Origin of the sequence: Flavobacterium sp., from assembly GCF_044357305.1 — a bacterium.
Taxonomy (GTDB): Bacteria; Bacteroidota; Bacteroidia; order Flavobacteriales; family Flavobacteriaceae; genus Flavobacterium.
Genome location: NZ_JBIKPS010000004.1, coordinates 91,918 through 103,257, shown reverse-complemented (window position 1 = coordinate 103,257; position 11,340 = coordinate 91,918). Strand labels below are relative to the sequence as shown.

Genomic DNA, 11,340 nt, shown 5'->3' with positions numbered 1-11,340 from the left:
AAAAACTTCCAACTTCCATCTTCTAACTTCCAACTTTTTACTATATTTGCTCGCAATTTAACTACAACTACAAATTGCATGAAAGCACACACTTCTAAAATCGTTGGCGAAGGTCTTACTTACGACGATGTTCTGCTCATCCCAAATTATTCTGAAGTTTTACCACGCGAAGTGAGTACCCAATCGAAGTTTTCTAGAAACATTACGTTAAACGTTCCTATTGTTTCTGCAGCTATGGATACCGTTACCGAAAGTTCGATGGCAATTGCTATGGCACAAGAAGGCGGAATTGGTGTTTTGCATAAAAACATGACTATTGAGCAACAAGCAGCCAAAGTTAGAAAAGTAAAACGTGCCGAAGCCGGAATGATTATTGACCCTGTTACATTGCCTTTAACAGCAACTGTTGGGGACGCCAAACAAGCTATGAAAGAATTTGGAATTGGTGGAATTCCTGTGGTAGATGAAAATGGAATCCTTAAAGGGATTGCAACCAACCGCGATTTACGATTTGAAAAAATAAACTCCCGTTCTATTGTTGAAGTCATGACTTCTAAAAATTTAGTGACTGCTGCTTTAGGAACTACTTTGCAAGAGGCTGAGGGAATTTTGCAACAAAATAAAATTGAAAAACTTCCAGTAGTAGATGCCAATTATAAATTAGTTGGACTAATTACTTTTAGAGATATTACAAAATTGGCTCAGAAACCAAATGCCAATAAAGATAAATTCGGACGTTTGCGTGTAGCTGCCGCCTTAGGAGTAACTGCCGATGTTCTGGAAAGAGCCACTGCTTTAGTTAATGCTGGTGTAGATGCTGTGATTATTGATACTGCTCACGGACATACGCAAGGTGTGGTGACAGTTTTGAAACAAGTAAAAGAAAAATTTCCTGAATTGGATGTAGTAGTTGGAAATATTGCTACACCAGAAGCGGCTTTATATTTGGTTGCCAATGGTGCTGATGCAGTGAAAGTTGGAATTGGACCAGGATCCATTTGTACTACGAGAGTAGTTGCCGGTGTTGGATTTCCGCAATTTTCTGCTGTATTGGAAGTTGCAGCAGCCTTAAAAGGAACCGGAGTTCCCGTTATTGCCGATGGTGGAATTCGTTACACAGGGGATATTCCGAAAGCGATTGCTGCAGGAGCCGATTGCGTCATGTTAGGATCGTTATTAGCCGGAACCAAAGAATCTCCCGGAGAAACTATTATTTTTGAAGGAAGAAAATTTAAGTCCTACCGCGGAATGGGTTCTATTGAAGCCATGGAAGATGGATCGAAAGACCGTTATTTTCAAGATGTGGAAGACGATATTAAGAAATTAGTTCCCGAAGGAATTGTAGGTCGTGTTCCTTACAAAGGAGAGCTAAACGAAAGTATGCAACAATTTGTTGGTGGCCTCCGTGCCGGAATGGGATATTGCGGTGCTAAAGACGTTCCAACTCTTCAAGAAACAGGTCGTTTTGTGAGAATTACTGCAAGTGGAATTGGAGAAAGTCATCCGCATAATGTGACGATTACGAAAGAAGCTCCGAATTATTCGAGATAATTCTTATTTAACCGCAAGGTGCACAAAGAAAAAACGCAAGGTTCGCAAATTATATCTTTGCGAACTTTGCGTAAAACCATTGCGTTCTTTGCGGTTAAATTTTAAATCCCTAAATAATTACTTGGGCTAATTTGCATCAATTCCACTTTAATCTCATCAGAAATTTTTAAGGTTTGAATAAAATTTTGAATGGCTTCTTTATTGATAACCGTGTTGGTTCTTGTCAAATCTTTCAAGGCTTCATACGGATTTGGATAACCTTCACGTCGTAATATAGTTTGAATCGCTTCGGCAACCACGGCCCAATTTTTCTCTAAATCTTCGGCGAATTTTGGTTCGTTCAAAACCAATTTATTCAATCCTTTTAAGGTGGCTTCAAATGCGATTAAGGTATGTCCCATTGGAACTCCGATGTTTCGTAAAACGGTACTATCCGTTAAATCACGTTGTAATCTTGAAAGCGGTAATTTTGCCGAAAGGTGTTCAAAAATAGCATTGGCAATTCCTAAATTTCCTTCCGAATTTTCAAAATCAATTGGGTTTACTTTATGTGGCATGGCAGAAGAACCAATTTCGCCTGCTTTGATTTTTTGTTTGAAATAATCCATCGAAACATAAGTCCAAATATCGCGATCCAAATCCATTACAATGGTATTGATTCGTTTTAATGCATCAAAAAAGGCAGCAAAATGATCGTAATGTTCTATTTGAGTAGTTGGGAAAGAATGGTGTAATCCTAAAGTAGATTCTACAAAATCGGTTCCAAATTTCTTCCAATCGGTTGTTGGATATGCCACATGATGGGCATTGTAGTTTCCAGTAGCACCACCAAATTTTGCCGCAAACGGAATGTTAAACAACAAACGCATTTGTTCTTCCAAACGTTCTACAAAAACCAAAATTTCCTTTCCTAATCGGGTAGGAGAAGCCGGTTGTCCGTGGGTTCTAGCAAGCATCGGAATATTCTTCCACTCAATGGCTAATTCTTTTAATTTGGCAATTACCGAAATCAAACCGGGTAAATATACTTTTTCAAAAGCCTCTTTGGTAGAAAGCGGAATGGCTGTATTATTGATGTCCTGAGAAGTCAACCCAAAGTGGATGAATTCTTTATATTGGTCTAACCCTAAGGCTTCAAATTTAGTTTTGATAAAATATTCCACCGCCTTCACATCGTGGTTGGTGGTTTTTTCGGTTTCTTTTATCCAAAGAGCATCTTCGGTAGAAAAGGTAGTGTAAATTTTGCGTAAATCTTCAAAAATAGATTTGTTTACACCTTTAAGTTGTGTTAGATTGGCTTCGCAAAGCGCAATAAAATATTCTACTTCTACTAAAACTCTATATTTAATTAGTGCTTCTTCTGAAAAGAACTGCGATAAGGAAACGGTTTTGCTTCTATATCTTCCGTCAATAGGAGAAATAGCGTTTAATTCGGTTAGTTGCATGTTGTTGTGTTGTTATTTGAAGACGCAAAAGTAAGCAATAGTGTTCAGTGTTCAGTGCTCAGCATTCATTTTTTTTACATTAAATTCAGTAATCGGTCTTTTAATATTGGTACTCCTTCACTGGCTTTTAAGGATATTATTTCAACTTTATTTCTTACATTTTGCATCGTTCCAGGATTTGGATCTATATAATAAATAGGAATGTTTGGCGGAGTATATTCCACCAATCCTGCCGCTGGATATACTTGCAAAGACGTTCCGATTACTGCAAAATAATCGGCTTGTTGGGTTAATACTAATGCTTCTTCTAGTGCTGGAACATCTTCTCCAAACCAAACTATATGTGGTCGAAGTTGGAATCCATTAGGATCCAAATCACCAGAAATTAAATCGGTTTTCCAATCTAAAATGTAGTTTTTGTCTTTCACGCTTCGAACTTTAAATAATTCGCCATGCAGGTGTAAAACATTGGTGCTACCTGCTTGTTCGTGTAAATTATCTACGTTTTGAGTGATGATATGCACCTCAAAATAGTGTTCTAATTCGGCTAGAATTTGGTGGCCAATATTGGGTTGCACCGTATGCAATTGTTTCCTACGTTGGTTGTAAAAATCCAAAACCAATTCTCGATTTTTACGCCAACCTTCGGGCGTTGCAACATCCATTACGTTATGACCTTCCCAAAGTCCATCGCTTTCGCGAAAGGTTTTGATGCCACTTTCTGCAGAAATTCCGGCTCCTGTTAATACTACTAATTTTTTCATTTCTTTAATTTGGAACTAAAGCTACACAATTTTACTATTTTTGCCAAAAATAATTCCTCAAATGGTCGATTTAGAATACCTCGCTTTTTTAGAAAATATCCTTACCGATAATCGAAAGGAACGATTCCAGCAAGTTTTGGCAAAACGAACCAATCATTTTACCATTTGCATGGAAGATATTTTCCAGTTGCACAATACCAGTGCGGTGATGCGGAGTTGTGAGGTTTTTGGTATCCAACAACTCAATGTAATTGAAGAACGCTACACTAAATCTATCGATAAAGAAATTGCGATGGGTGCCCAAAAATGGGTAGACGTCAATCGATTTGATAGTATTTCGGGCTGTATTTCAGAATTGAAAAGTAAAGGTTATCAGATTATTGCTACCACACCACACGAAAACGATTGTGAGTTGGATGATTTTGATATTACAAAACCAAGCGCCCTTTTCTTCGGAACCGAAAGGGATGGATTGTCTGCAGAAGTACTTCAAAATGCCGATGGTTTCCTTAAAATTCCAATGGCTGGATTTACCGAGAGTTTGAATATATCGGTTTCTGCTGCGATTATTATTCAGAATTTAATGAGCCGTTTGCATAAATCGGACATCCATTGGCAATTATCTGAAAATGAAATCCTAGAAAAAAGATTGCAATGGGCTAAGAATACCATTAAGGACATTAAGCGAATTGAAGCACGGTACAATGCAGAACACAATATTTAAGCAAAAGAAATATGAATTTCACTACTAAAATTCCAATCGCAAAATTCAATACACCAATAGATTATTCGTCTAAAATTGTTTCTTTGGGTTCTTGTTTTGCAGAAAACATAGGAGAAAAATTCGATTTTTTTAAATTCCAAAACACCACTAATCCCTTCGGAATTGTTTTCAATCCGGCTTCTATTGAAAAGATTATTGATAGAGCCGTCCACCTAAATTATTTCACCGAATCCGACCTTTTTTTTCATAACGAATTATGGCATTGTTATGAAGTGCATTCCGATTTAAATTCCGATAATAAAGAAGATTTTTTATTGAATTTGAATCAAATTCTTAAAGAAACGAACCAGCAATTAACGGATGCCACTCATATAATTATAACCTACGGAACCTCTTGGATTTATAAATTTAAATCTTCCAATGAAGTTGTTGCCAATTGCCATAAAGTACCCCAAAATCAATTTGATAAAGAAATTTTATCTGTTGAAGAAATAGAAAAATGCCTCCAAAATACTTTAGATGTAATTCAAAAAGTAAATCCAAATTGCAACGTGATTTTTACCATTTCCCCAGTGCGTCACCTTAAAGATGGCTTTGTAGAAAACCAACGAAGCAAGGCGCATTTAATAACTGCTTTGCACACTTCCATCTTCCATCTCCCAACTTCCATGTATTTCCCTTCATTCGAAATTATGATGGATGAACTTCGTGATTATCGTTTTTATGCCCAAGATATGTTACATCCTAATCAAGTTGCTATTGATTACATCTGGGAACGCTTTTGCGAAAGCACTATTGCCGAAGTAGCATATCCAATTATGCAAGAAGTAGCAAGTGTCCAAAAAGGAATGGCCCATCGTCCATTTCATCCACAGTCGATAAGCCATACTAAATTTCTTCAAAATCTTTCTGAAAAAGCAGCACAACTTATGGTGCAATTTCCATTTATGAATTTCTAAATAAAAAGCGTTTACAATTTATTTTGCAAACTACTCCATCCACCACCATTCATGGCATCCACACCATTACTTTTTAAAATAGATGTTGCCTGAGCACTACGCATACCACTTGCACAACAAGCAATAACTGGTTTATTCCATTTTTTTATTTCCGAGATTTTGTCCGATAGAACGTTCAACGGAATATTTTTCGATCCTTTTATATGACCTCCTTGAAATTCACCCGGAGTCCTTACATCTACAATTACGGCATCTTTAGCCATAAATTCGGCTACATTTTCTTGTTTTCCGCTTAAACCCAACATGCTTAATAATCCCATATTATTATTTTTTAAATTTTTAAATTCTTTACTTCTATAATGCAAACTGCAAAAACAATCTGAGGCCAAAATTAAATTATTTTGAACTACAATTTTGTAACAAAGGTTACGTAAACCAAAATATTCTTTATATTTGAAATCGTATGAAGATTACCGATAGAAAAACCGAAATCATAAATATCTCCGCCAAACTTTTCAAAGAGAAAGGCTATAGCGCTGTAACCATGCGCGACATCGCTCAAGCAATGGATATTAAAGCTGCAAGTTTGTACAACCACATCAAATCCAAACAGGAAATTCTGGTTTTAATTATTATCGAAATAGCCGAAGAATTTACTAATACCATGAATGAGGTGGTCCATTCAAACGAATCCTCCATCAAAAAAATTGAGCGAATTATTCAATTGCATATTGACATTACACTTAGAGATTCTCATGCGCTTGCTTGTTTAAATAACGATTGGATGCATCTTACCTATTCCGATTTAGAGTATTTTATAAAAATGCGAAACGACTATGAAGACAATTTTAGAATTATCGTTAAAAAAGGAATCCAAGACGGAGAAATTCAAAACCACAATCAAGATGTAATTATTTTCTCCATACTTTCTACCTTGCGAACCATGTATATTTGGTATAAAAAAACCAATCAACTTAGTGAAAAAACCCTTAGAAACAATATGACCAAAGTGCTTTTAAACGGAATAGTTTGATAAACGATTAACCTTAATAATGTAAAGATTTCTTTGCGAGAAAACCCAAAAAACTTAATGAACCTTAATTCCTTAATGGTTTAAAAAAAATAAACTTTTAATTTTAAGTAAATAAATGGATAATTAAAAAAATACAACGTTTTCGTAACATATCAAAAAATTCAGTAAATTTGCATTGTAAACTAACAGTTGTTAGTTTGATTAAAAATAATTTTTATGTCCAAATTTCATAGCATACAAGTTGCGGATATTTACAAAGAAACCAAGGATTGTTCGGTTATCACTTTCGATATCCCCGAAAATTTAAAATCCGATTTCTCCTACAATTCTGGGCAGCACCTTACCTTAAGAACCACCATAAATGGCCAAGAAGTTAGACGTTCTTATTCTTTATGTTCAAGTCCAATAGAAAATAAATGGCAAGTTGCCGTTAAAAAAATAAACGGCGGATTGTTCTCTTCTTTTGTAAACGATGCTTTAAAATCAGGCGATTTTCTAGACGTAATGCCTCCAAATGGCGAATTTAATGTAGCAATAAATCCAAATAAAGCAAAAAATTATATCGTTTTTGCAGCGGGAAGTGGTATTACACCAATACTTTCCATTATAAAAACCCATTTAGCATCCGAGCCAAACAGCACATTTAAACTGTTTTATCTTAACCGTACCGTAAAATCAATTATCTTTAAAGAAGAAATTGAACAATTAAAAAATATCTATTTCAACCGATTCGAAATTTTCCATTTTTTAACCAAAGAACATAGAAGTATCGAATTATTAAACGGTCGGTTCACCAAAGAAAAATTACAAGTTTTAGCCAAAAATATCATCGATATTCCTACAACCGACGAATGTTTCATTTGCGGTCCAGAACAAATGATTTTCTTAATCCGCGACGAACTAATTGCCGAAGGTTTAGATAAAAATAAAATCCATTACGAGCTGTTTACATCAGGAATTACCGATGAAGACAAAGCCAGAATGTCAAAAATAATAGAAAAAAAAGTAGAAGGAACCGATGTGACAATAATCGACGGAGGAAAAGAATTCCATTTCGTCATGGACGACGATTTTGACAACATTCTAGACGGTGCATTAGCCGCCGGAGCCGATTTACCCTTCGCCTGCAAAGGTGGTGTTTGCAGTACCTGCAAGTGTAAAGTCATTTCAGGAACCGTCGAAATGAAAATCAATTATGCACTCGACGAAAACGAAGTCGCAAAAGGTTTGGTGTTAAGCTGTCAAGCCGTGCCAACATCAGAAAAAGTAGTAGTCGATTTTGGAGTTTAGATTTAGTAGGATAATGAGCGAATCTTTAACGCATTTTAGTAAACCATTTTCCCGCTTTCGCCTTTATCTTGCTCCGTAAACTACGCAAGGATATCGGCTCAATCGGGGCTAAAGAGTAAACATATAGCAAGAAAATAAAAGTAGAAACAACAATAAAAAACCTTTGCGCCTTTGCGAGCAAAAAGAAAGTAAGAAAGTGAAAAAAGTTAATGAATCTTAATACCTTAATAGTTTAAAAACAAATTGATTTTAACTGTAATCAAAGAAAAAAGTAAATAAAATTATTTCATATTTAAAGATTCAAGCCAAGAACTTGAAACATTAAACTTGAAACCTGAAACAAAAAAAATATGTCAGAACACGAAGTAAAGAACCTAGAAGCAATTTTCGACGCAAGAATAGCTCGTGACGAAAAAATTGAACCAAAAGATTGGATGCCCGAAAAATACCGTCAAACACACATCCGTCAAATTTCCCAACACGCACATTCCGAAATAGTAGGAATGTTACCAGAAGGAAATTGGATTACACGTGCGCCATCTTTAAAAAGAAAAGTAGCCTTATTGGCAAAAATTCAAGACGAAGCTGGGCATGGTTTGTACTTGTATTCTGCTTGCGAAACTTTGGGTGTATCTCGCGAAGAATTATACGACCAACTCCATTCAGGAAAAGCAAAATATTCTAGTATTTTCAATTATCCAACACTCACTTGGGCAGATATGGGAGCAATTGGTTGGCTTGTTGACGGCGCGGCAATTATCAACCAAGTGCCATTAACTACAACTTCATTCGGACCTTATGCTCGTGCTATGGTGCGTGTTTGTAAGGAAGAAAGTTTTCACCAACGACAAGGTTTTCAAATCATGATGACCTTAGCCGAAGGGACTCCTGAACAAAAAGAAATGGCACAAGATGCCTTAAACAGATGGTGGTTTCCAGCATTAATGATGCTTGGACCAACCGATGCAGCATCCGTTCACACAGAGCAATCCATGAAATGGAAATTGAAACGTAAAACTAATGATGATTTGCGTCAGCAATTTGTAGATCAAACCGTTCCACAAGCTCATATGATTGGGCTAACAATTCCAGATCCAACTTTAAAATTCAATGAAGAAACCAAACATTACGAATTTGGAGAATTAGATTGGGATGAATTTTGGCAAGTAGTAAAAGGACACGGACCATGCAATAAAGAGCGAATCACAGCTCGTAAAAATGCTTGGAATAACGGAAAATGGGTTCGTGATGCAGCCATGGCTTACGCCGAAAAACAAGATAATAGAGAAGTAAAACAAGCAATATAAAATAGTTCCCAGTTTCAGTTTTCAGTTTTCAGACTGCTAACTGCGACTGCGACTGAAAACTATAAGAAAATGAAGAATTGGCCACTTTGGGAAGTATTTATTAGAAGTAAAAACGGATTAGAACACCGCCACTGCGGAAGTTTACATGCAAGTGATGCTACAATGGCTTTAGAAAATGCTCGTGATGTTTACACACGTAGGATGGAAGGCGTTAGCATTTGGGTAGTTCCATCAGCACAAATCACAGCATCAAATCCAGAAGATAGTGCAGCACTTTTTGATCCTGCAAAAGACAAAGCCTATCGTCATCCTACTTTTTATGAACTTCCAGATGAATTAAAACACATGTAATTAGACATAAGTCACTTTGTTTTTAATTATTAGTCGAAAGTCTTTAGTCAATAAGATACTAACTAATAATGCAAACAACTAAAGATTAACAACTAATTTATTATTAGCTTATGACTATTGTTAAATTTGAAGATATTATTGCTTGGCAAAAAGCTCAAGATTTGTGTGTTGAAATCTATTTAGTCTTTCAAAATTCAAATGATTTTGGATTCAAAAACCAAATTCAAAGGGCTTCATTATCAATTTCTAATAATATTGCAGAAGGCTTTGACAGAATGAGTGATAAAGAATTTATTAGGTTTCTATACATAGCCTTAGGCTCCTGTAGTGAAGTGAAATCAATGTTATACCTTTCAAACAAATTAAATTATTTAACACAAGAGCAATCAGAAAAATTAATTAATAAATCAAATGAAGTAGGAAAAATTATTAGAGGATTAATAAAATCAATATCACTAACGACTAATAATTAATGACTATCAACTAATTGACTAACAACTTATGACTAAACATTTAATTCAATACATCTACGGTATAGCCGATAACGCATTAATTCTCGGGCAACGTCTTGGTGAGTTATGCGGTCATGGTCCAAGTTTAGAAACAGATATTGCAATGACTAATATTTCTCTAGATTTATTTGGGCAAGTACGAAGTTATTACCAATATGCAGCCAAATTACAAGGAGGTGATGCTACAGAAGACACCATCGCATTTCTAAGAAAAGAAAGAGAATACAAAAACGTTTTGTTGGTAGAACAACCCAATACCGATTTTGCCTATTCTATAACCAAACAATTTCTATTTGATATTTTCCATCTAGCATTATTAGAAGAATTGCAAAACAGCAAAGACGAAATGTTGGCAGCAATTGCTAAAAAAAGCATCAAAGAAGTTTTATACCACACCCGATTTTCTTCCGATTGGATTAAAAGATTAGGTGATGGAACCGAAGAAAGTCACAACCGAATCCAAAACGCAATTAACGATTTGTGGATTTTCACCGACGAGTTATTCCACCAAACCGATGCCGATAAAGCTATGGTTGCAGAAGGAATCGGAGTTGACACCACACTTTTAAAAATAAATTACTACAAAAAAGTAAGCGAAATTTTAGAAGAAGCAACTTTGCAAACACCAACAATTGAATTTTTCCAAAAAGGAGGAAAACAAGGAATTCATAGTGAGCACATGGGTTACATACTAACCGAATTACAATTCATGCAACGAACTTACCCAAACATGACTTGGTAATTTTTTATTCAGTAAATTTTTAAATAAAAAATAAAAATCCGTGAAAATCAGCTAAATCTGTATCATCCGCGATCCAAAATAAGTAAGCAAAGCGCACATATTAAAACAAATGAAAGAACCATTACCAAATATCGACCCAAAACTATTTGAAATTCTAGATACGGTTTCCGATCCAGAAATTCCAGTTTTGTCTATAATGGAAATGGGAGTAGTGCGTTCTGCAAAAACAATAAACGATATTGTTGAGGTTCAAATAACACCAACCTATAGCGGTTGCCCAGCAATGGATGTCATTGGAGACGACATTAAAGCAGCATTTAAAAAAGAAGGCTACGTAGCCAAAATTGAATTAATCCTTTCACCCGCATGGACCACCGATTGGATTACTCCAAAAGGCAGAACAGCATTAGAAAAATACGGAATTGCATCCCCTTTATCAGAATCAGCCGATAAAGAAGCACTTCTTGGAAATAAAAAATTAGTTAAATGTCCACAATGTGGTTCGTTAAATACTAAATTAGTTAGTCAATTCGGTTCAACAGCATGCAAAGCATTATTTAAATGTGAGGATTGTTTAGAGCCATTTGATTATTTCAAATGTTTAAAATAACCTGCAAGGTTTCCAAAACCTTGTAGGTTTTATAAAATAATAAATATAGCAA

The 11,340-nt window shown here is 35.5% G+C and carries 13 protein-coding genes; 10 read left to right on the top strand and 3 right to left on the bottom strand.

Going from position 1 to position 11,340, the window contains the following annotated elements; all coding sequences use genetic code 11:
• Positions 1-78 precede the first annotated feature (78 nt).
• Positions 79-1,551, top strand: coding sequence for an IMP dehydrogenase (gene guaB, locus ACIQ2J_RS04820; protein WP_396167241.1), 1,473 nt, complete (start codon positions 79-81; stop codon positions 1,549-1,551).
• Positions 1,552-1,652: 101 nt separating this feature from the next.
• On the opposite strand, the gene purB is transcribed toward guaB, so the two are convergent.
• Positions 1,653-2,996, bottom strand: a complete 1,344-nt coding sequence (gene purB, locus ACIQ2J_RS04815; protein ID WP_396167240.1) for an adenylosuccinate lyase — start codon at positions 2,994-2,996, stop codon at positions 1,653-1,655.
• Positions 2,997-3,070: 74 nt separating this feature from the next.
• The gene (locus ACIQ2J_RS04810) at positions 3,071-3,760 is read right to left on the bottom strand and encodes an SIR2 family NAD-dependent protein deacylase (protein WP_396167239.1); all 690 of its coding nucleotides are present in this window, start codon (positions 3,758-3,760) and stop codon (positions 3,071-3,073) included.
• A gap of 61 nt (positions 3,761-3,821) precedes the next feature.
• Between ACIQ2J_RS04810 and ACIQ2J_RS04805 the strand changes: the two genes are divergently transcribed.
• Entirely contained in the window at positions 3,822-4,484 is a 663-nt protein-coding gene (locus ACIQ2J_RS04805) for a TrmH family RNA methyltransferase (protein WP_396167305.1), read from the top strand.
• 11 nt (positions 4,485-4,495) lie between these two features.
• Positions 4,496-5,443, top strand: coding sequence for a GSCFA domain-containing protein (locus ACIQ2J_RS04800; RefSeq protein ID WP_396167238.1), 948 nt, complete (start codon positions 4,496-4,498; stop codon positions 5,441-5,443).
• An 11-nt stretch (positions 5,444-5,454) separates the two neighbouring features.
• On the opposite strand, the gene ACIQ2J_RS04795 is transcribed toward ACIQ2J_RS04800, so the two are convergent.
• Positions 5,455-5,763, bottom strand: a complete 309-nt coding sequence (locus ACIQ2J_RS04795; protein WP_396167237.1) for a rhodanese-like domain-containing protein — start codon at positions 5,761-5,763, stop codon at positions 5,455-5,457.
• Between the two features lie 143 nt (positions 5,764-5,906).
• On the opposite strand from ACIQ2J_RS04795, the gene ACIQ2J_RS04790 reads away from it, so the two are divergent.
• The 7 genes from ACIQ2J_RS04790 (at position 5,907) to paaD (ending at position 11,288) form a co-directional block, all read left to right on the top strand.
• Positions 5,907-6,476, top strand: coding sequence for a TetR/AcrR family transcriptional regulator (locus ACIQ2J_RS04790; protein ID WP_396167236.1), 570 nt, complete (start codon positions 5,907-5,909; stop codon positions 6,474-6,476).
• Between the two features lie 216 nt (positions 6,477-6,692).
• Entirely contained in the window at positions 6,693-7,766 is a 1,074-nt protein-coding gene (paaE, locus tag ACIQ2J_RS04785) for a 1,2-phenylacetyl-CoA epoxidase subunit PaaE (RefSeq protein WP_396167235.1), read from the top strand.
• Between the two features lie 350 nt (positions 7,767-8,116).
• Positions 8,117-9,073: a 1,2-phenylacetyl-CoA epoxidase subunit PaaA gene (gene paaA, locus ACIQ2J_RS04780; protein WP_396167234.1), complete on the top strand. Its 957-nt coding sequence runs from the start codon at positions 8,117-8,119 to the stop codon at positions 9,071-9,073.
• Positions 9,074-9,142: 69 nt separating this feature from the next.
• Positions 9,143-9,424 (top strand): 1,2-phenylacetyl-CoA epoxidase subunit PaaB, encoded by a 282-nt coding sequence (paaB, locus tag ACIQ2J_RS04775; protein WP_396167233.1) that lies wholly within the window; start codon positions 9,143-9,145, stop codon positions 9,422-9,424.
• Positions 9,425-9,534: 110 nt separating this feature from the next.
• The gene (locus ACIQ2J_RS04770) at positions 9,535-9,897 is read left to right on the top strand and encodes a four helix bundle protein (protein WP_396167232.1); all 363 of its coding nucleotides are present in this window, start codon (positions 9,535-9,537) and stop codon (positions 9,895-9,897) included.
• A 28-nt stretch (positions 9,898-9,925) separates the two neighbouring features.
• Positions 9,926-10,678: a 1,2-phenylacetyl-CoA epoxidase subunit PaaC gene (gene paaC / locus ACIQ2J_RS04765; protein ID WP_396167231.1), complete on the top strand. Its 753-nt coding sequence runs from the start codon at positions 9,926-9,928 to the stop codon at positions 10,676-10,678.
• 109 nt (positions 10,679-10,787) lie between these two features.
• Positions 10,788-11,288: a 1,2-phenylacetyl-CoA epoxidase subunit PaaD gene (gene paaD / locus ACIQ2J_RS04760; RefSeq protein ID WP_396167230.1), complete on the top strand. Its 501-nt coding sequence runs from the start codon at positions 10,788-10,790 to the stop codon at positions 11,286-11,288.
• The last annotated feature ends 52 nt before the right edge of the window (positions 11,289-11,340 follow it).

Excerpts from the sequence above, each read along its gene's own strand:
- guaB (WP_396167241.1), top strand. The coding sequence starts at position 79 with ATGAAAGCACACACTTCTAAAATCGTTGGCGAAGGTCTTACTTACGAC.
- purB (WP_396167240.1), bottom strand. The coding sequence starts at position 2,996 with ATGCAACTAACCGAATTAAACGCTATTTCTCCTATTGACGGAAGATAT.
- ACIQ2J_RS04810 (WP_396167239.1), bottom strand. The coding sequence starts at position 3,760 with ATGAAAAAATTAGTAGTATTAACAGGAGCCGGAATTTCTGCAGAAAGT.
- ACIQ2J_RS04805 (WP_396167305.1), top strand. The coding sequence starts at position 3,822 with ATGGTCGATTTAGAATACCTCGCTTTTTTAGAAAATATCCTTACCGAT.
- ACIQ2J_RS04800 (WP_396167238.1), top strand. The coding sequence starts at position 4,496 with ATGAATTTCACTACTAAAATTCCAATCGCAAAATTCAATACACCAATA.
- ACIQ2J_RS04795 (WP_396167237.1), bottom strand. The coding sequence starts at position 5,763 with ATGGGATTATTAAGCATGTTGGGTTTAAGCGGAAAACAAGAAAATGTA.
- ACIQ2J_RS04790 (WP_396167236.1), top strand. The coding sequence starts at position 5,907 with ATGAAGATTACCGATAGAAAAACCGAAATCATAAATATCTCCGCCAAA.
- paaE (WP_396167235.1), top strand. The coding sequence starts at position 6,693 with ATGTCCAAATTTCATAGCATACAAGTTGCGGATATTTACAAAGAAACC.
- paaA (WP_396167234.1), top strand. The coding sequence starts at position 8,117 with ATGTCAGAACACGAAGTAAAGAACCTAGAAGCAATTTTCGACGCAAGA.
- paaB (WP_396167233.1), top strand. The coding sequence starts at position 9,143 with ATGAAGAATTGGCCACTTTGGGAAGTATTTATTAGAAGTAAAAACGGA.
- ACIQ2J_RS04770 (WP_396167232.1), top strand. The coding sequence starts at position 9,535 with ATGACTATTGTTAAATTTGAAGATATTATTGCTTGGCAAAAAGCTCAA.
- paaC (WP_396167231.1), top strand. The coding sequence starts at position 9,926 with ATGACTAAACATTTAATTCAATACATCTACGGTATAGCCGATAACGCA.
- paaD (WP_396167230.1), top strand. The coding sequence starts at position 10,788 with ATGAAAGAACCATTACCAAATATCGACCCAAAACTATTTGAAATTCTA.